This is a genomic window from gamma proteobacterium symbiont of Scutellera amethystina (assembly GCF_059730845.1).
This window is the reverse complement of sequence record NZ_AP035936.1, coordinates 387,480-404,473: the sequence shown is the minus strand read 5'-3', so window position 1 is coordinate 404,473 and position 16,994 is coordinate 387,480. Positions and strand designations below refer to the sequence as shown.

21 protein-coding genes and 3 pseudogenes are annotated in these 16,994 nt (G+C 51.2%); 17 read left to right on the top strand and 7 right to left on the bottom strand.

Annotated elements, in window-relative coordinates:
- The first annotated feature begins 308 nt into the window (after nucleotides 1–308).
- A complete protein-coding gene (locus tag AC6I79_RS21920; protein WP_310736060.1) occupies nucleotides 309–611 on the top strand; it encodes a colicin immunity domain-containing protein in 303 nt (100 codons plus the stop codon).
- 38 nt (nucleotides 612–649) lie between these two features.
- On the opposite strand, the gene AC6I79_RS21915 is transcribed toward AC6I79_RS21920, so the two are convergent.
- A complete protein-coding gene (locus AC6I79_RS21915) occupies nucleotides 650–868 on the bottom strand; it encodes a SymE family type I addiction module toxin (RefSeq protein ID WP_058775900.1) in 219 nt (72 codons plus the stop codon).
- 212 nt (nucleotides 869–1,080) lie between these two features.
- Between AC6I79_RS21915 and AC6I79_RS21910 the strand changes: the two genes are divergently transcribed.
- On the top strand, nucleotides 1,081–1,830 hold the full coding sequence (locus AC6I79_RS21910; protein ID WP_262264993.1) for a VENN motif pre-toxin domain-containing protein: 750 nt from the start codon (nucleotides 1,081–1,083) through the stop codon (nucleotides 1,828–1,830).
- Nucleotides 1,831–2,133: 303 nt separating this feature from the next.
- Here AC6I79_RS21910 and AC6I79_RS21905 read toward each other — a convergent pair whose 3' ends face one another.
- Nucleotides 2,134–2,346 (bottom strand): SymE family type I addiction module toxin, encoded by a 213-nt coding sequence (locus tag AC6I79_RS21905; RefSeq protein ID WP_058775899.1) that lies wholly within the window; start codon nucleotides 2,344–2,346, stop codon nucleotides 2,134–2,136.
- Nucleotides 2,347–2,528: 182 nt separating this feature from the next.
- On the opposite strand from AC6I79_RS21905, the pseudogene AC6I79_RS21900 reads away from it, so the two are divergent.
- From AC6I79_RS21900 to AC6I79_RS21880, 5 genes and pseudogenes are all read left to right on the top strand, one after another.
- Nucleotides 2,529–2,789, top strand: a pseudogene (locus AC6I79_RS21900) (VENN motif pre-toxin domain-containing protein); the annotation flags it as partial.
- Nucleotides 2,790–3,295: 506 nt separating this feature from the next.
- Nucleotides 3,296–3,514, top strand: a complete 219-nt coding sequence (locus AC6I79_RS21895; RefSeq protein ID WP_338131965.1) for a hypothetical protein — start codon at nucleotides 3,296–3,298, stop codon at nucleotides 3,512–3,514.
- Nucleotides 3,515–3,524: 10 nt separating this feature from the next.
- On the top strand, nucleotides 3,525–3,776 hold the full coding sequence (locus AC6I79_RS21890; protein WP_072208572.1) for a MafI family immunity protein: 252 nt from the start codon (nucleotides 3,525–3,527) through the stop codon (nucleotides 3,774–3,776).
- A 276-nt stretch (nucleotides 3,777–4,052) separates the two neighbouring features.
- The gene (locus AC6I79_RS21885; protein ID WP_498027764.1) at nucleotides 4,053–4,343 is read left to right on the top strand and encodes a hypothetical protein; all 291 of its coding nucleotides are present in this window, start codon (nucleotides 4,053–4,055) and stop codon (nucleotides 4,341–4,343) included.
- A 302-nt stretch (nucleotides 4,344–4,645) separates the two neighbouring features.
- Entirely contained in the window at nucleotides 4,646–4,846 is a 201-nt protein-coding gene (locus AC6I79_RS21880) for a hypothetical protein (protein ID WP_498027763.1), read from the top strand.
- Between the two features lie 39 nt (nucleotides 4,847–4,885).
- Here the strand turns inward: AC6I79_RS21880 and AC6I79_RS21875 are convergent, their stop codons facing one another.
- Nucleotides 4,886–5,104: a SymE family type I addiction module toxin gene (locus tag AC6I79_RS21875; protein ID WP_058776388.1), complete on the bottom strand. Its 219-nt coding sequence runs from the start codon at nucleotides 5,102–5,104 to the stop codon at nucleotides 4,886–4,888.
- 81 nt (nucleotides 5,105–5,185) lie between these two features.
- Nucleotides 5,186–5,398 (bottom strand): hypothetical protein, encoded by a 213-nt coding sequence (locus tag AC6I79_RS21870; protein WP_058776387.1) that lies wholly within the window; start codon nucleotides 5,396–5,398, stop codon nucleotides 5,186–5,188.
- Here AC6I79_RS21870 and AC6I79_RS21865 point away from each other — a divergent pair.
- The 3 genes and pseudogenes from AC6I79_RS21865 (at nucleotide 5,393) to AC6I79_RS21855 (ending at nucleotide 6,910) form a co-directional block, all read left to right on the top strand.
- On the top strand, nucleotides 5,393–6,187 hold the full coding sequence (locus AC6I79_RS21865; protein ID WP_104093313.1) for a VENN motif pre-toxin domain-containing protein: 795 nt from the start codon (nucleotides 5,393–5,395) through the stop codon (nucleotides 6,185–6,187). The genes AC6I79_RS21870 and AC6I79_RS21865 overlap by 6 nt on opposite strands.
- Before the next feature lie 38 nt (nucleotides 6,188–6,225).
- Nucleotides 6,226–6,492, top strand: a pseudogene (locus AC6I79_RS21860) (TNT domain-containing protein); the annotation flags it as partial.
- A gap of 1 nt (nucleotide 6,493) precedes the next feature.
- Complete coding sequence (locus AC6I79_RS21855) at nucleotides 6,494–6,910, top strand: Imm63 family immunity protein (protein ID WP_072208604.1); 417 nt, start codon at nucleotides 6,494–6,496, stop codon at nucleotides 6,908–6,910.
- A 57-nt stretch (nucleotides 6,911–6,967) separates the two neighbouring features.
- On the opposite strand, the gene AC6I79_RS21850 is transcribed toward AC6I79_RS21855, so the two are convergent.
- Nucleotides 6,968–7,201 (bottom strand): SymE family type I addiction module toxin, encoded by a 234-nt coding sequence (locus AC6I79_RS21850; protein WP_058776385.1) that lies wholly within the window; start codon nucleotides 7,199–7,201, stop codon nucleotides 6,968–6,970.
- Nucleotides 7,202–7,561: 360 nt separating this feature from the next.
- Here AC6I79_RS21850 and AC6I79_RS21845 point away from each other — a divergent pair.
- Nucleotides 7,562–8,478 (top strand): annotated as a pseudogene (locus AC6I79_RS21845) (VENN motif pre-toxin domain-containing protein); the annotation flags it as partial.
- 4 nt (nucleotides 8,479–8,482) lie between these two features.
- Complete coding sequence (locus AC6I79_RS21840; RefSeq protein ID WP_262264989.1) at nucleotides 8,483–8,722, top strand: hypothetical protein; 240 nt, start codon at nucleotides 8,483–8,485, stop codon at nucleotides 8,720–8,722.
- A gap of 41 nt (nucleotides 8,723–8,763) precedes the next feature.
- On the opposite strand, the gene AC6I79_RS21835 is transcribed toward AC6I79_RS21840, so the two are convergent.
- A complete protein-coding gene (locus AC6I79_RS21835) occupies nucleotides 8,764–8,850 on the bottom strand; it encodes a SymE family type I addiction module toxin (protein WP_315975550.1) in 87 nt (28 codons plus the stop codon).
- Nucleotides 8,851–9,253: 403 nt separating this feature from the next.
- Here AC6I79_RS21835 and AC6I79_RS21830 point away from each other — a divergent pair, with 403 nt between their 5' ends.
- From AC6I79_RS21830 to AC6I79_RS21815, 4 genes are all read left to right on the top strand, one after another.
- The gene (locus AC6I79_RS21830; protein ID WP_262264988.1) at nucleotides 9,254–9,406 is read left to right on the top strand and encodes a VENN motif pre-toxin domain-containing protein; all 153 of its coding nucleotides are present in this window, start codon (nucleotides 9,254–9,256) and stop codon (nucleotides 9,404–9,406) included.
- Between the two features lie 796 nt (nucleotides 9,407–10,202).
- Complete coding sequence (locus AC6I79_RS21825) at nucleotides 10,203–10,547, top strand: hypothetical protein (protein WP_166719163.1); 345 nt, start codon at nucleotides 10,203–10,205, stop codon at nucleotides 10,545–10,547.
- 410 nt (nucleotides 10,548–10,957) lie between these two features.
- Entirely contained in the window at nucleotides 10,958–12,940 is a 1,983-nt protein-coding gene (locus AC6I79_RS21820; RefSeq protein ID WP_394541884.1) for an autotransporter outer membrane beta-barrel domain-containing protein, read from the top strand.
- A gap of 341 nt (nucleotides 12,941–13,281) precedes the next feature.
- Complete coding sequence (locus tag AC6I79_RS21815) at nucleotides 13,282–15,141, top strand: putative phage tail protein (protein WP_498027762.1); 1,860 nt, start codon at nucleotides 13,282–13,284, stop codon at nucleotides 15,139–15,141.
- Between the two features lie 40 nt (nucleotides 15,142–15,181).
- On the opposite strand, the gene AC6I79_RS21810 is transcribed toward AC6I79_RS21815, so the two are convergent.
- A complete protein-coding gene (locus AC6I79_RS21810; RefSeq protein ID WP_058770213.1) occupies nucleotides 15,182–16,474 on the bottom strand; it encodes a glycoside hydrolase family 10-like protein in 1,293 nt (430 codons plus the stop codon).
- Nucleotides 16,475–16,646: 172 nt separating this feature from the next.
- Here AC6I79_RS21810 and AC6I79_RS21805 point away from each other — a divergent pair, with 172 nt between their 5' ends.
- Nucleotides 16,647–16,967 carry a hypothetical protein gene (locus AC6I79_RS21805; protein ID WP_021312978.1) on the top strand — a complete coding sequence of 107 codons (321 nt, stop codon included), beginning with the start codon at nucleotides 16,647–16,649 and terminating at the stop codon, nucleotides 16,965–16,967.
- Nucleotides 16,968–16,994 lie beyond the last annotated feature (27 nt).

The following is a 16,994-nucleotide window of genomic DNA, read 5'->3' as shown; positions in this document are numbered from 1 at the left end:
TCTCAAGCCGGGATCTTCCTATTTTTAGCCGTCAAATCCACCCATAATGCCCGTTCCCGCGCTTGATCACCGGCAGATCGCCGGTGTAGTTCAGCGCGCCAGGGAACGCCTTAAGTCACTGCTTCATCTTCGGCCTGTTGACGGAGACCACGCCACATTTAGATAACACAAGTACTTATGAACATGGCAAATACTTGTTAGTTCCAGAATTGAAAGTATTTTTTAACCCGCAAAAAATAATGTAGTTGTGGTTGATATAACAGGTAATTTTGTCAGTGGATGGAAGCTTGATCCTCAAACGAAAAAGTATGATAACGTTATGGATAACGAGATTTAAGATGAGTCAATCACTTAAGAGCTACATTGACAGTTTTATATCCAAGGACATAACCGCTGGCTGCTTTGTGGACACTTATATGATTAAGTGGAAAACAGAACGTGATAATGAATTACTTGCACAGGATGATGATAATTTAAGTGAGTTACTCTCCAGCGTATTTTGTATTGCTGATATGTATAACCCAGATAATGATCGTCAAGAATGTGAATTTAATGAAGGTCAACTTTGGTGTGAAATAAATAAGCTAATAGCCGCTTATACAGATAACTAAAAGGAAATCCTGGCCATTGAGCCGGGATTTTTACATTATCACTCAGCTGCTGCCAGCCGGATAATCATCTGTCCCGGTTCAGTGATCCCCTCGATCTTCTGCCTGGTCGCAAATCCCAGCTCTGCCATCCAGTGCCCGCGCAGGGTGATCGACGGTGAAGGCCGGTGCTTCAGGTGATCACGAATATATCCCACGGTATAACGTCTTGATTTAGTTGAGGGCGTGTCGGTTTCTGACTTAAGCTGGGTGCCAGCCATAAGCAGCTCCTCGTTAATTGCTTGCGGTCAGCGGGCTGGGATATTCGAGCACCTCAGTTCCGCGCCTGTTAGCTAATCCGTTTACCCATCACGTTATCGAGCATCTCAGAATTAAACTTCTGCTTCGCCATTAGCGTCTGTCGGATCGCATCGATCTGCCTTTCCAGCCGTGGCACCAGTGCAATGGTTCGTGTGATAAGATCGCGGGCGGCGTGACCGGCGGCAGTAGCGCCAGTACGCTGGCCGGCGCTCAGGCAGGGAAGAATGCGGTTGAGAATAATGCGCTAAGTTTGGGTACGGGTATGACCAGTTCAGGCTCCGCTGCGCAGTCATGGAATCAGTATTCAGAGGAACATAACCTTACACCAGAGCAGAAACAGGCAGGATTGGATAAACTGACGCAGGGTGATTTGCCTGACGGCGCGAATATAACCAAGGTTATCGTGAATGGATATAAGGACGGCGTGTTGATAGCAGGAGCAGCTTATTTAGGTCCGGCTGCATCGGTAGGTAAAGTAGTCGGTGGTGCAGTCATCGCGGCAATGGCTAATGGTACGTATCAGTGGTTTGATATCAACAGTGAGAAGAATCAAAGCCTGCCTGAAAATCAGCAAACAACCTGGGACTACTGGGGCAGTGCTTCTGCGGCTGTAACCGGCGCACTGGCTCCGGGACGTGGACTATTGCAGAACGTAGGAATAGCTACGACTGGTGCGGCATTGAGCAATGGAGCTGATATTGGGGCGATTGGTATCGCCGCAGGTAGCGCTGGATTGGGATGGGGATTTGGTGAATATGCACCAGGGGTTGTTAATTCGTTAACAGGAAAGGATGCACCTGGCTTCATATTTGATGCTATAGGCTCGCTCGGGACAGAATTTTTAGGTGGATATACACAAAATCTCTTAAATACATTAACTCCACAAAAATCTTCTGAAAAAGAAAAGGAGGAGAAAAAATGATCGCATATATCAAATTACTAATTTACTCTTGTGTTTTTTGTATACTGATTTGTTTTATTTTGGGGGCTGGATCATCGATGATTATATATATCAAAAATGGATTTTTTCTAATTCCCGATGGACAGCTAAAGAGAGCTATTGTTTTTGGAACTATTGCAGGAACAGCGATTACATTAGCTACAATAGTTTTTAATCTGACAGACAAGTTCAATACGCGAAAATCTCCCCCATCAGATCCTAATTGATCTTAACAAGAAATCCCGGCCAGTGAGCCGGGATTCCATTTTTATCAGTCAGTTATCCTTAAGCAGCCAGGCGGATAATCAACTGTCCCGGCTCAGTGAGCACCTCGATCTTCTGCCCGGTCTCAAATCCCAGTGCCGCCATCCAGTGGCCCTTCAGGATAATAGACGGTGAAAGCGTGAACTTCCTCTGATCCCGGACATATCCCACGGTGTAACGTCTTGATTGAGCTGTGGGCGTGTCGGTCTCTGGCTTATGATGCGTGCCAGCCATAACCAGCTCCTTGTTAATTGCTTGCGGTCAGCGGGCTGGGGTTTCGAGCACCACGGTTCCGCGCCTGTTAGCTGTTCCGTTTACCCATCACGTTATCCAGCAACTCAGAAATAAACTTCTGCTTAGTCATTGGCGTCTGTCGGATCGCATCGATCTGCCTTTCCGGCCGAGACATCCGTTCAATGGTTCGTGTGATACGATCGCGGGCGGCAGGAACCAGTGCGGCAGCAGACGCGACCGGTGCGGTCAGCGGAGAGCTGATGGGTCAGTTGATCATTCATTCGATGTATCCGGGTAAACAGGTCAGCGACCTGCAGGAGTCGGATAAGCATATCATCAGTGCACTAAGTACCCTGGCTACAGGTCTGGCAGGCAGCGTGACCGGCGGCAGTAGCGCCAGTGCGCTGGCCGGCGCTCAGGCAGGGAAGAATGCGGTTGATAATAACTCGCTGAGTCTGCCTAAGGAACTGAATGATATTGGCTTATCTCAACAGTCCCTTGCGGCCAGCATGATCCATAATGGCGCTTCGCTGGATGAACTTACGGCGGCGCTGGTTAAAAACTCGCAGGGTCAAATACCTGAAGGGCAGGATGCCGTTAAAGGATTGCTGACAGCATGGGCAGAGTTCTTTGGGGTCCCGGTCAGTGCATTGGCGGCTGACGGAGAAATGACGCCACAACGGGCAGCAGAAATCTTGGCAAGTGGTGTACCTACGAGTGAAGCCAAGCTGGCGCAGTACGTAGTTGCTAAAACCTTTTTGTCTATTGCTAAAGTTCAGATCTTGGACTATCACCTTCAAACCAGAAATACGTTGATATCCTTTCACCAGAAGCCAAACAACATATTTTATATGGGGATAGCCCTACGCAAGGGGGACATCTATATCCTGGAAATCCAGGAAAAACAGTCTTTCCTCAAAGTTGGTCAGCAGATAAGGTTGTCCATACTGTGGGAGGCATTGCTACCTCCCCCGATACTCAATGGTTTGCTCAGACCGGAACTGGTGGGGCATATACAAACGCAGGAAGGCCGGCAAGGTGGGTTGCCTGGGAAGAACGAGATGGTGTCAGAGTTCGTGTGGTATACGAGCCCGCTAGTGGGAAAATTGTAACAGCGTTCCCGGATAATAATCTGACTCCTCCAACTTTAAAGCCTATTAGAAAATAGTGTGGGTGAAATGGATATTAATGACGAAATTAGAGAATTTGGTGAAGGATTAAAAGATCGTCTGGAACCTTCGTTAGTTGACTTTGCCCTTGGGTATCTTGGGTTTTCAGAGAATGTAATAGCATTCGAAACGCTATGTGATCATATTGCTGATCATGATGTTGTGATCAGTAAAGGTGAGTACACGCAAGTGCTTAAAATAGTTAATGATCTTGGTCTGGAAATTGATAGTAGGTATACATATATAAATCCAGAAAAATAACCGCTAAAACGTACAAATGCTCCCAACCCAACGTCTGGAGCATTTTTAAAAATCCTTACAATGCGCCAGGTGCTCTTGGCCAGCGGTAGCATGTGAAGAAGAAAAAGGCGCGTCGGAGCTACAAGTTGTCGCGCCGGAAGTACGCCGGTAAAAACGATTCTAACTAACAGAAAGTAAAGGGAAAAATCGCCTTCGTCACCATACTCCACGCCAGAGAGTGTTGTTGTTGAGAATAATGCGCTGACTATCCCTGCGCCTCCAGTTCCTGTTCCGGGTGTGCCTGCTGATCCCGGCGACCAGGTTAAACAGGATGCAGATAAGAAAAAAGCTTCAGGTCTTGAAGGTACAATTAAAGATCTGGGTGATGCGCTGGACAAGGCAACGCAATGCTCCTTCGGACGAGCTTGTTCTTCGGAAAATGGCCAAGAGCAGAATCAAGCAAATATTGGCAAAGATTTGTCGGATGCTAATAAGCCGAATTGGGTGGAACGGGGTCCGGAACGCCTGGCGATTGGGAGCCACAGGATGAGGAAAATGCACGGAATAATGAGGCTCATAGTGCTGTAAATAGTAAAAATCTTAATGCCGAGTTAACGGGAAAAGAAATTGCCGATGGACATGCTTTCGAAAAACATGTTATTCAGTAAATTGAATTCGCTAATCTGGGAATAAAGACAAAAGAACAGTTTTCTCAACTCATTGAGAACGTTGTAAAATCCAACTTCTGTCAAAGAGCTAAGTGGCGGAGGGTCAGCTTATTGGGATCAATCGACAAACACCGTTGTTATACGAAACCCCAAACCTGGCGATGGTGGTACTGCATTCAGACCAGTGAACGGGAGAGCCTACTTTGATAGCTTGAGGTAAATATGGAACTATTATCTGTCACAATGAAAACTGCAGAAATTAATATAACAGAAGAAGAGTTGCTGATATTAAATTCAGCGTTGAATGAAATCTGTAATGGTATTGATATTGCTGAGTTTGAAACAAGAATAGGCTCTGATAGAAATGAGGTTGTAGCCTTGTTAAGTAAGATTGGAAACATATTAGATCAAATGGTCTATTAATGACCAAATCCCGGCCATTAGGCCGGGATTTTTACATTATCACTCAGCTGCTGCCAGCCGGATAATCATCAGTCCCGGTTCAGTGATCACCTCGATCTTCTGCCCGGTCGTAAATCCCAGCTCAGCCATCCAGTGGCCGCGCAGGGTGATCGACGGTGAAGGCCGCTGCTTCAGGTGATCGCGGATATATCCCACGGTATAACGTCTTGATTTAGTCCTGGACGTGTTGGCCTCTGACTTATGATGCGTGCCAGCCATAACCAGCTCCTCGTTAATTGCTTGCGGTCAGCGGTCAGCGGTCAGCGGGCTGGGGGTTCGAGCACCACGGTTCCGCGCCTGTTAGCGGCTCCGTTTACCCATCACGTTATCCAGCATCTCAGAAATAAACTTCTGCTTCGCCATTAGCGTCTGTCGGATCGCATCGATCTGCCTTTCCGGCCGAGACACCCGTTCATTGGTTAGTGTGATAAGCTCGCGGGCGGCAGGAACCAGTGCGGCAGCAGGCGCGACCTGTGCGGTCAGCGGAGAGCTGATGGGCAGCTGATCATGCATTCGATGTATTCGGGTAAACAGGTTAGCGACCAGCAGGAGTCGGATAAGCAGATCATCAGTGCACTGAGTACCCTGGCTGCAGGTCTGGCAGGCGGCGTGACCGGCGGCAGTAGCACCAGTGCGCTGGCCGGCGCTCAGGCAGGGAAGAATGCGGTTGAGAATAACTGGCTGAGGGTGCAGGAAGCCGACAGAAAGAAACAGCTGGAGACGAAGCGCGACTATCTAAAACAGGAACTGACACCGGCTGAAGCGAAAGAGCTGGCGACGATTAATCAGACAGATAAAGCGCGTGATGAAGCGATAAAAGCGGTCTGTACGGATGGTAATAAAGGTGGTTCAGCCTGTGGTGCGCTGATTGGCCCGGCTCAGGAAGCATTTAATAAATATGGTGAAAATGCGACCTACTCATTGTTGTACAGGGATTTATATCCACAGGATGTGAAAAACCTGGAAAGTGTTTTGCAGGGACTGGATGCAGGCAGTATCAGCCGCGACCAAGCCATAACAGCAATAGCACAGGCGTCCGGTATGAGCTGGGAAACAGCAGCAGGCCGTTATGATATAGCAATGCAGACTCAGGAACTGGCTGCCGCTCTGGCGGGTGCTTACGGGCTGAAGAGTGTAATTAAGGATCCGACAAAAAGAGTTCAGCAAAAAAACTATCTCAACCTTCAGCCGGAAGAACGGCAGAGCCAAATAGAGTTGCTGCTGATGAGGAAGCTTCAGGGTGGTCACAGTACGATAAATACCGTAATGAAAGCGGAGACTGGAACTGGCCTGCAAAACTAGGTTTTGCCGAAGAACCAGTTAAAACAACGCTTCCTGTAGGCACTCATTTAGATAGGTATGGCAAGACAAATGGTTCTTTCCTGGCACCACAAGGTACGCCCCAGGAACAGCGCGCTTTAGCCCCTGGCTCCTTAGCGGATAAGTACCATGAATACGTTGTCATAAAACCGTTGCCTGTTATGCAAGGGAAAATAGCCCCTGCTTTTGGTGAACATGGCGGAGGTATTCAGATTCCGCCTAATATGCAGGAACGAGTAAATGTACAATGGTTGTTAGACAACAAATATATTGAGAGGGTTAATTGAAATGCTGTTGAGTATTAATGATCTTCAAAAAAAAATAGATACGCTGGTTTTGATATTAGGTTTTCCAGTTCACTCTGTTAACCTTTGCTCAGCACCTATTGATGATGGAACGCCTTATATTTCATTTGAAAATGGAAAGTATAATTATATCTGTACCGAGAGAGGATATGAGTTTTCTAGAAAGGTTACAGATTCAACAGATGAGTTACTTTATTGGATTGTGTATGATTTTATATATGATGTAGCAGTCGAGTACGAATTAAATAATCGGATTCCCGGTAAAGATAGTCGGCGTATTTATTTTCCAAAGATTATTGAGCTTATGAACAAAATCAACATCGACTGGGGAATAAAATCTCGAAAACATTTTGAAGAAATTCTTGCTGCCAGTCCTTACGATGATAGCCTCTACTTATAATCTTAACTCAATAAATCCCGGCCTTAGTGCCGGGATTTTAATCTACAGAACAGTTAATTACCCTTCATTCGCCAGCCGGATGAGCAGTTGCCCCGGCCCGGTGATCACCTCGATCTTCTGCCCGGTCGTGAAGCCCAGCTGCTCCAGCCAGCGGCCTTTAATGGTGAGCTGCGGCAGCGGGTTCGGCTGGCTCCGGTTAGGCCGGTAGCTGACCCTGTAATAATGCGCCTGTAGTCCGCAGGCAGCGGTTGTGGGTGTGCGGGTCTCTGACTCATGATGCGTGTCAGCCATGATCAACTACTTCTTAGTTGCTCATGGTCAGCGGGCTGGGGTGCTCCAACACCTCAGTGCCGCGTCTGTTAATTACTCCGTTTTACCAATCGCTGCCGTAACGCTCTGGAAATGCTCACTTCTGAATTAGTATCGTGCTCTGCCATGATTAACCCTCTCGTATAATTGGTTGTGGTTAGCGGGTTAGCGGGTTAGCGGGTTAGCGGGTTAGCGGGTTGGGGTGTTGGCGCACCTCAGCTCCGCGCCGGATATCTACTCTGTTTAACCAATCACATCGTCCAGCATCTCAGCCACAAACTTCTGCCTCGTCATTAGCAGTTGCCTGATCGCATCGATCTGCCTTTCCAGCCGCGGCACCGTGCAGTTGTTAGAATGATAAGATCGCGGGCGGCAGGCAACAGCGCGGCAGCAGGCGCGACCGGTGCGGTCAGCGGAGAGCTGATGGGTCAGTTGATCGTGCATTCGATGTATCCGGGTAAACAGGTCAGTGACCTGCAGGAGTCGGATAAACAGATCATCAGTGCACTGAGTACCCTGGCTGCAGGTCTGGCAGGCGGCGTGACCGGCGGCAGCAGCGCCAGTGCGCTGGCCGGCGCTCAGGCAGGGAAGAATGCGGTGGAGAATAATGCGCTGACTATCCCTGCGCCTCCAGTTCCTGTTCCGGGTGTGCCTGTTGGTCCCGGCGACCAGGTTAAACAGGATGCAGATAAGAAAATAGCTTCAGGTCTTGAAGGTACAATTAAAGATCTGGGTGATGCGCTGGACAAGGCAACGCAATGCTCCTTCGGACGAGCTTGTTCTTCGGAAAATGGCGAAGAACAGAACCAACCAAATATTGGCAAAGATTTTTCGGATGCTGATAAAGCCGAATTGGGTGGAACGGGGTCCGGAACGCCTGGCGGTTGGGAGCCACAGGATGAGGAAAATGCACGAGATAAGGAAAACGGTTCAAATAATAATTTTGACCGTTTCAAGAAAGATGATCTTATTTCGTCTGCGAACGAGCCAATTAACGAACAAGGTTTATCCGCTGCGGCCAGAGCATGGGAAAAACACGCAGGTAGACCTGGTGGTGTTTTTGAACCTTTAAAAGGCAATCCAACACAGAAAGTGAAGCAGCGAATCAGTTTGTAAATGAAGTACTGAATAATAAAAGCACTATAAAAACAGAACTTTCCAGAGGTGGCGTGGAATATAGGTTGCCTGATGGCAGAGGTTTGCGTTATAACTCAGGTGGCTCATTTTCTGGTTTCTTAGATCCTAAAAAGCCGAGATAAATATATGAACAATGATTTTGAATTAACTTTATTCAGTGATTCTAAATATGAAGAAATTACAGCGGAGATCTCTTACAAAGATCAGATTCTTTGCCAACTAAACAAAGATAAAGGCCTTGATAATATAGAAATAGAGTTTTTCTCAGATGCCAGGATACTTGCTGAACAGAATGCAATGAAATTTAGTCTAAGCAGTTTTTTGCAAATCCTGGCGGAAGCAACGGAAGAACTGAAAATATCTTAATCAGATAAAATCCCGGCCACCGAGCCGGGATTTTTACATTATTAGTCAACCGCCGGGCGGATGATGATCTGTTTCGGCGTGGTTATCACCTCGATCTTCTGCCCGGTTTCAAATCCCAGCTCAGCCATCCAGTGGCATCGTGCGTGATCGACGGTGAAGGCCGGTGCTTCAGGTGATAGTGGATATATCCCACGGTATAACGTCTTGATTTAGTTGAGGTCGTGTCGGTTTCTGACTTATGATGGGTACCAGCCATAAGCAGCTCCTCGTTAATTGCTTGCGCTCAGCGGGCTGGGATATTCGAGCACCTCAGTTCCGCGCCTGTTAGCTAATCCGTTTACCCATCACGTTATCCAGCATCTAAGAAATAAACTTCTGCTTCGCCATTAGCGTCTGTCGGATCGCATCGATCTGCCTTTCCAGCCTTGGCATCCGTTCAATGGTTAGTGTGATACGATCGCGGGCGGCAGGAACCAGTGCGGCAGCAGGCGCGACCGGTACGGTCAGCGGAGAGCTGATGGGCAGCTGATCATGTATTCGATGTATTCGGGTAAACAGGTTAGCGACCTGCAGGAGTCGGATAAACAGGTCATCAGTGCACTGATTACCCTGGCTGCAGGTCTGGCAGGCGGCGTGACCGGCGGCAGTAGCGCCAGTGCGCTGCCGGCGCTCAGGCAGGGATGAATGCGGTTGAGAATAACTCGCTGAACGGGGATAAAGCACGTTAATCCGACTGACAAAGTGCGGAATACCTTAAAGACCAGGTCAGAAACAAGCTCGGTAACGGGACAACCTCTGCTATCGCCAACGCGATTATCAACGGCCTGGCCGATGCAGGCGACTCGGCACTGGGGGGCGTGGACTATGTTGCCGATGCGGCCATGGCGCTGGCAACCTGTGTAGCGGAAGACCGTTACTGTAACCAGGGCTGAATGATCTGTCCGGGAAAAATCAGGCAGTCGCGGACAACGTTAAAGCGCTGATGAAAAGCGATACCTGGTATGCGGTGAAAGATACTGTAGTTCAGGCATCAAAAGGGAATCAGCTTGCGCTGGAAGCGACGGATGGGATGCTGGCTGGGATAATACTGCCAGGTAAAAAGGTTCCGGGAATCACTGCGGCCAGACAATCGCCAATTCGGTAGTTGATGCGAAAATTTTGATTATCTTTTTGGTAGAGAAACCGGTAATAGTCATACATTGGATCGTACAAATCAACTTGCTCTGGAAATGAAACGATTAGGTATTACTGATGATATTAATGGCCATACAGTGCTGGCTGAACATTTTACTCAGGCGACAAAAGTCCCAAATAATGTTGTAAAAAAATATACGGATCAATAGGGTAGCTCTGAGATTAGAGAGTCTTTCTTCATTGGCCCTTCAGGAAAGGTTACTATGTTTAAAAGTACTTTCAAAGTTACGGGCGATGGTGTTCGTCAGTACATTACGACCATACCGAAAAATGGGGTAACTAAGTAATGTTTATAGAAAATAAGCCTGATGAAATTGAATTGCTCTCTTTCTTTGAAAGTGAACCAGTCTCGTTTGAGAGAGAGAATGTCAGCTTTTTATATACAGCAAAAGATCAATGCGGTCTTAGTATTGATTTTTCGTTTAGCGTTATTGAAGGTTGGGTTCAGTACGTAATAAAACTACATGATAAAGAAATTTCACATAGCGCTATTGATGGTGTGAGTTCATTTAGTATCAAAAGGGATAATTTAGGTGATTATATTTATATTGAAGTTGTTGCAGAGGGGACGATAAATGAAGTTGAGGTGCGTATAAGGCCAGATATAAAAATTAGCTCTGTTCTTAGATAACGAAAATCCCAGCCCCTGCGGCTGGGATTTTTATTGTGGAGAATAACTTCCTGAAGCTTTTTGCGGAAGGCTGTGCCATCGCTGCCCCGTGTCATAGCAAGGTTGCAGAGCAGTTACTGGGGATGCCAGGGGTCTGTTTATGATATCGGCTGCAGTTAACGCCGCCGCTTTGTCACTCTAAGCACCGTTCCTCACGCTGCGGTTACCAGCCCGCAATCCCTGACGTGCCGATCCACCCCGCAAATTTCCGCTCTCCACCTGGTAAAGGCGCGCCTGCCTGACTACACCTTAAGCATCCTTGTTATCACTGTCCTTTCCGCTGTTTAAGCGGTTTTCAGCCTGCGCGACGGCATCCTGCGGCGCCGGCACCTTTAGCGGTCAGACATGACCTCTGGCCTGATTCGGAGTGAATGATGAAGAGTCGCAACCTGGCGCGATCGGCGGTCGCGTTTGCCACAGTGAGTTGCCTGTGTGTGCCGTTTAACGCTCTGGCGTGGGATAACCTGACGGTTTTCGGCGATAGCCTGAGCGACGGCGGTAATGTCGGGCGTTTTACTTATGATGGCGCGCAACATCCACTGTATGACGAGATCCTTGCTGCACAGTTCGGGCAAACGCTGCAGCCGTCGTCGCGCGGTGGCAGCAACTATGCACAGGGCGGCGGCGTTACCGTTCCGGCGCTGGATGCCAGCCTCAATACGCAAGACCAGCTGGCTACTTATCTGCAATCCACCGGCGGCCGCGCGGATAGCAACGGACTGTACATTCACTGGGTGGGCGCTAACGATATCGCGGCGGCGGTGACCAATCCGCTCACCGCGCGCGAGACTATCAGCAACAGCGCCAGCGCGGCGGTGTCGCAAATCAAAACGCTGTTGGATGCCGGCGCGGGGGCGGTAATCGTGCCAAACGTGCCGCAGCTTGGCTCCACGCCTTTCATGATGCAGGCGGTGCTGAGTGTGCTGGGCCCGGCGGCGCAGTCGGCGATGGTCGCGGCGTTTGCCTCGCTGGACAGCCATGCCACGCCCGACGTGGCTGCGCGCCAGCAGGCGGTGCGCGACGCATTCGATCAGGCCGCCGCACAGGTATCGACCATCCCGGCGCTGCGTGCCGCGCTGGCGCAGCAGCTGTTTTCGGCCTGGCAGGTGCTCAGCGAGCAGGTGACGGCCCTCTCCGATGGCTATAACCAGCAGGAAGAGGCCGGGCTGGTGGCGCTGAATGGCAACATTGTGCGTGCCGACATCGCCGGCCTGTTCAACGAGGTAATTGCCGATCCGCAACGCTATGGCCTGAGCAATACGCTGGGGATGGCCTGTCCGGTCGGCACCTCCGCCGCCGAATGCACCTCGTCAACGCCCGGTTTCAGTAACGCGCAGGCCTATCTGTTTGCCGACCGGCTGCATCCCAGCCCGGCGGTACATGCCATGATTGCCGACTACATTCAATCGATCCTTGACGCACCCGCGCAGGTGGCGGCACTGGCACGGGCGCCGCTGATGCTGTCGCGGGATATGCAGAACACCCTCGACGGCCATTTACAGCAGCAGCGTCAGCAGCCGGCCAGCGCCGGTCAGGTCAGCGTGTTCGGCGGCTATGCCGGTCAGCATATTGATTATCGCGGCGATAGCCTGCTCAACGGTGACGCCAATACCGGCAGCCTGACGCTGGGATTAGGCTATCAGTTCACGGATAACTGGCAGGCAGGTCTGCTGTTGTCGAGCACCGCGCAGCACCAGCATCCTTCGGCGCACTATGATTACAAGCTGCGCGGCAATTTGCTGGCGCTGTATAGCCAGCTGACGCTGCTGGAGCAGGGCTGGATCAATGCGGATGTGCACTATGCCGATCTCGATTTTGACAGCATCGAACGTCGCATCAATATCGGCCCGGCAACGCGCACCGAACAGGGCAGCAGCAGCGGCAAAATGCTCGGGCTACGGGTGCAAACCGGCTGGGATCTGCCGTTGGGCGAACACCTTTCCACCGGCCCGGTTGCCAGCTACGCACTGGATTATGTGCGGGCAGGGGGCTACAGCGAAAACGGCGACAGCAGCACCGCCATGCGCTTTTCCGATCAAACCCTGCATTCGCAAATCGGCGCGCTTGGCTGGCGTATCGACAGCAAACAGTGGCCGGTGAATCCGTGGGCGCAGCTCAGTTATAACCACCAGTTTGGTGATACGCAGAACGCGGTGCGCGCCGGGCTGAAGTCAACGCAGACCGGCTTTGTACGCAGCGTCAGCGCCGGTGATAAAAACTGGCTGGATATGTCGCTGGGGGCCAGCGTGCCGCTGGGTGAAACGGTCAACGCCTTTGCCGGGGTTTCTGCGGTCGGTGGCAACAGCGCCTATCATCAGCTGAGCTGGAATATTGGTCTGAACGCGACATTTTGACGGCGACGCGCCAGTCGGAAAGTTTCACTGGCGCGTTATCTCGCGTAAAAAATTAAACTGATGATCGCGGGAAATATTTCGATAATTCAAGCCATTCTTCTTCGTAAGTCAAATTAATCAGAACGTTCGTACCGGCGATTACCACAATTATTCTGCGATAAATCTGTAAAAGGTAATTTTGTCGCTTCGCTTTCCTTCCGGAATCATATCGTTATTCTGTTCCGGCAAATCACCCCGCTGAAAAGCTCCCGTATAAACTGGCACAGGTCAATATATTAATTTTCAATCACTTATACTGCTGATGCTCTGTCGTATTACGTTAATAATTTATGGGGAACACCATGGCGAATACATCTGGCACCACCAGCACTATCACACCATCTGCCACCGGGACGGTGATTCAATTACATACCATTGACGATTTACGTAAACAGGAACCTGTTTCGATTGGCGAAATTGCGTCGGTGCTGGAATACAGCCGTGGCAGTCGGATGGGCGGCGGCGTGTTTGTCTACGATGCCACCGACAACAGTACGCCCGATGACGGCGGGCTGAATTTCGTGACGTCCGGTAAAAAGCGCTGGAAAAGAGTAGTCCTCGATTATAGCGCGGTCACGGTGGTGGATTTTGGCGCGATAGCCGATGGCACCACCGATTGTATTGATGCGGTGATCCGCATGTTTAAATGGTCGCAGCGTGTTTTACCCTCCGCGGGCATTCGCTTTACCGCCGGTGAGTTCAGCCTGTCCGGCTTTGATTTAGCGGAAGTGCTGGGCAGCGACAGAGAGATTAACCGCTTTAAAATTTCCGGCGCGCCGGTCAACTTCGGTTATTTCCCCACCACCACGCTGAAATTTAACTGGGGACCGAAACCGCGCAAAACTCATTTCTTTAGCGTGCGCGCACGCTATGTGGAGATCTCCGGCTTTGTGGTGAAAGGCATGAGTTCTGACAGCGGCGAAGACGGCGGCACGGCGTTTAATAATGTCGGCTTCTTTACCAACAGTATTATCGGTGGCCAGTTTCTGCGCGTCAGCAGTATGGAGTTTCGCTACCTCGGCGGGCGGGCACTGGAACTGATTGATACGCTGGACTGTAAAATCGATCAGTTTTATTCACGTGGCTGTCAGGGCAGTATTGTCTATGCGCGCTGGTCCGATCGGGAAAAAGGCGCCTGGGATCATTCGACCGCGATTGAACTCTCCAACTTTAATTTGCAGCGCAGCACCAAACAGCCGGTGTTCGATCTGCCGCGCTGCACGCAATCGTTTATTCGTAATGGCTGGATCGAGCACTCCGAATTTGCCGGCGATCTCACCAATGGTCAGTGGACCATTGAAGGGCTGGTGATTGAATCGACGCAAAATCCCATGAAGATGGGTTATTGCCGCGCGATGATTATCCAGAAAAGCGTGCACCGCGATAGCGCGGGCTTTGACTTCAGCAAAGAGGGTATTGAGCCATGGACGCTGCTGGCCGAGGGCGATCGTGGCGTGATGGAGATTTCCGATCTCGGCGCGATCATTCAGGGATCGCTGAGTTATGACTTCACCACCTCGCAGCATCACATGGATAACCGTGGCAAAGACGCAAAATGGTTTTACGTCGGCGAATTTAATTTTTCCGACGCTACCTCACAAATTCACGTGCGCATTGTCGGCAGCGCGCAGTATGTTTCCCAGTCGGAAACGCAAACCGATTACAGCTACCGGACACCGGAAGGCGTGGCGCATATTTATCTGCAGGCGCGCAACGACGATAACACCATTGGCAGCTGGCACAGCGAAGGCTCCTCACCCGTAATTAAGGTGCATATTGAGGGCAAAGGCGCACACACCAAACTGTACGTTAAAATTCCGGCCTATACCGGCTTCTCAATTGCGCTGGTGGAAACCAACGGGCGCGATCGCTATCAGTCCGGTCAGTGTTTTATTTTCCGCAAAAGTTTTACCGCCTGCAGTGCGGAAGAAGCCACGGCACTGGATAACCAGCCGGTCGTCGCCTTTGAACAGCACTGGGTGGGCAATAAAGATGTCGGCTTTGGCTACAACAATAATAAGGAACTGCTGCTGCGTGGGCCGTTTTTTGAACGGCAGGAGCAGGATGCCGCGGGGAAGTGGATCACCCGCCGTTTCCTGAAAGTCCGCGTGAACGGCGTGCCGCGCAGTATTGAATTACTCGATCCGGATAACCCGCGCTAACGCTTCAGGCCAGCAGTATTCCTCTGCTGGCCTGAATAAATCATTTTCCCCAGCGCTGACGTAAATAATCGACTGCCTGCTGCGTCTGCGGCTGATTAAGATAATCTTCGCGAAACAGAATGGTGCCGTCGATGTGCGGCAGCGATTCATTCAGATCGAGCTGTTTTTTCAGTTCGGGAACGCCGCCCTGAACCGTCCAGTCCGGCTCACTTTTTGAAGCTTCACCCACCTTATACAGCGCCACGCCAATGTACAGCCGGGTGTGGGTTGGCTGTACCACATTGGCCCACCAGCGCGCCAGGACGTCATAGCGCGCAGCCTGGCGGGCAAACGGCCAGTAGAGCTGCGGCGCGATGTAATCCAGCAGGCCAAGCTGCACCCAGCGGCGCGTGTCGGCATAGGCTTCATCATAAGCCGCCGCACCGCGCGTATCGGAGCCGGCCGCATCGTGCGACAGATTACGCCATACGCCCGCCGGGCTGACGCCGAACTCAACGCCAGGCTTGAGCTGTTTAATCGTGTGGGAAACCTGTTCGATCAGCAGCTGGGTATTGTGCCGCCGCCAGTCGGCTTTGCTGGCAAAGCCCGCGCCGTACTGGCGGAAGGTGGCGCTGTCATTGAGCGGCGATGCCGCGGTTTCGGTGTAGAAATAGTCATCGAACTGAACGCCATCAATGGCGTAGTTTGACACCACTTCCGCCACGATGCTGGTGATCCAGTCGCGCGCCGCCGGAATGCCCGGATCGAGCACGAAGCGGTCGCTGGCGGTGCGGATCCAGTCGCGATGCAGCACAAACACGCTGGCCGGCTGCAGCTGGAGCGTGTTGTTTAACGCCGTCACGGTGGCAGGTTTGGTATTGGTCGACACGCGGTAAGGATTGAACCACGCATGCACCTTCATGCCGCGTTTGTGCGCCTCGTCGAGGATAAATTGCAGCGGATCGTAACCCGGATCCTGCCCGATGTTGCCGGTCAGGGTATCGGACCATGGCAGGATGCGCGAACGCCACAGCGCGGTGCCATCGGGCTTCACCTGGAAAAACACCGTGTTGATCCCCAGGCTGTGCAGCTTATCCAGTTTGGCCGTCAGCGCCTGCTGCTGCTGGCGAATACGCAGCGCCGGGCTGGCTGTGACGGAGGATATCGGCGGCCAGTCGAGGCGCGACACCGTAGTGAGCCAGACGCCGCGCACTGGTTCAGTCTGCGCTGCGGGTTTAGCCGGAACAGGAGGTTTAGTCGGCGACGGAAACGGGGTGACCAGCGATTTTGGCGGCTCCGAGGCGCAGCTGGCCAGCAACAGCACGGCAGACAGCAGACGGGCGACGCGTTTAATGTGGGTAACAGAGAGGTAACGCGCTGAACAGGCTATGATAAACTCCGTTTCTTGTAGTCCGTTATTCGCAGGCGTTCATTCTCTGATCCTCAGACATAATGTCAAGACATTGGCTAAGATGAATGCCGCCGCGGCGCTGTCGCGCGTCACGCATCTTACAGGAGTTCTCACTATGCAATACGAAGACCTTTATCGCCGCATTGGCCAGATCATTTTCAGCTGTGGCCCCGACGGCGCGCAGGTGCTGGTGGTGCAGGCGGAGCTGTTTGCCGATGAGGAGGGCGGGCAGTTTCAGTTTAACTACCTTGATGAAAACGGCGAACCGGACTGGTTCGAGCCGGACGCGCGCGCGATTGGCGATCTCAGTGCCGCGCTGAAAGACTTTCAGCAATACTTTATCGAACATGAGATGACTGAAGGGCAGCCGGTGTGGACGCACTGCACCGTGACGATTAACGTGGCGGAAGAGTCAATCAGTATTGATGTGCAGTAACGGCGGGCTTCCGTGCCCGTTAAGGCG

What these genes read in the sequence shown, in the direction of transcription:
- AC6I79_RS21805 (WP_021312978.1), top strand. Translation starts at nt 16,647, where the DNA reads ATGCAATACGAAGACCTTTATCGCCGCATTGGCCAGATCATTTTCAGC.
- AC6I79_RS21815 (WP_498027762.1), top strand. Translation starts at nt 13,282, where the DNA reads ATGGCGAATACATCTGGCACCACCAGCACTATCACACCATCTGCCACC.
- AC6I79_RS21875 (WP_058776388.1), bottom strand. Translation starts at nt 5,104, where the DNA reads ATGGCTGGCACGCATCATAAGTCAGAGGCCAACACGTCCAGGACTAAA.
- AC6I79_RS21870 (WP_058776387.1), bottom strand. Translation starts at nt 5,398, where the DNA reads ATGCATGATCAGCTGCCCATCAGCTCTCCGCTGACCGCACAGGTCGCG.
- AC6I79_RS21855 (WP_072208604.1), top strand. Translation starts at nt 6,494, where the DNA reads ATGCTGTTGAGTATTAATGATCTTCAAAAAAAAATAGATACGCTGGTT.
- AC6I79_RS21880 (WP_498027763.1), top strand. Translation starts at nt 4,646, where the DNA reads ATGGAACTATTATCTGTCACAATGAAAACTGCAGAAATTAATATAACA.
- AC6I79_RS21920 (WP_310736060.1), top strand. Translation starts at nt 309, where the DNA reads ATGATAACGTTATGGATAACGAGATTTAAGATGAGTCAATCACTTAAG.
- AC6I79_RS21825 (WP_166719163.1), top strand. Translation starts at nt 10,203, where the DNA reads ATGTTTATAGAAAATAAGCCTGATGAAATTGAATTGCTCTCTTTCTTT.
- AC6I79_RS21820 (WP_394541884.1), top strand. Translation starts at nt 10,958, where the DNA reads ATGATGAAGAGTCGCAACCTGGCGCGATCGGCGGTCGCGTTTGCCACA.
- AC6I79_RS21830 (WP_262264988.1), top strand. Translation starts at nt 9,254, where the DNA reads ATGTATTCGATGTATTCGGGTAAACAGGTTAGCGACCTGCAGGAGTCG.
- AC6I79_RS21865 (WP_104093313.1), top strand. Translation starts at nt 5,393, where the DNA reads ATGCATTCGATGTATTCGGGTAAACAGGTTAGCGACCAGCAGGAGTCG.
- AC6I79_RS21915 (WP_058775900.1), bottom strand. Translation starts at nt 868, where the DNA reads ATGGCTGGCACCCAGCTTAAGTCAGAAACCGACACGCCCTCAACTAAA.
- AC6I79_RS21850 (WP_058776385.1), bottom strand. Translation starts at nt 7,201, where the DNA reads ATGGCTGACACGCATCATGAGTCAGAGACCCGCACACCCACAACCGCT.
- AC6I79_RS21835 (WP_315975550.1), bottom strand. Translation starts at nt 8,850, where the DNA reads ATGGCTGAGCTGGGATTTGAAACCGGGCAGAAGATCGAGGTGATAACC.
- AC6I79_RS21890 (WP_072208572.1), top strand. Translation starts at nt 3,525, where the DNA reads ATGGATATTAATGACGAAATTAGAGAATTTGGTGAAGGATTAAAAGAT.
- AC6I79_RS21840 (WP_262264989.1), top strand. Translation starts at nt 8,483, where the DNA reads ATGAACAATGATTTTGAATTAACTTTATTCAGTGATTCTAAATATGAA.
- AC6I79_RS21905 (WP_058775899.1), bottom strand. Translation starts at nt 2,346, where the DNA reads ATGGCTGGCACGCATCATAAGCCAGAGACCGACACGCCCACAGCTCAA.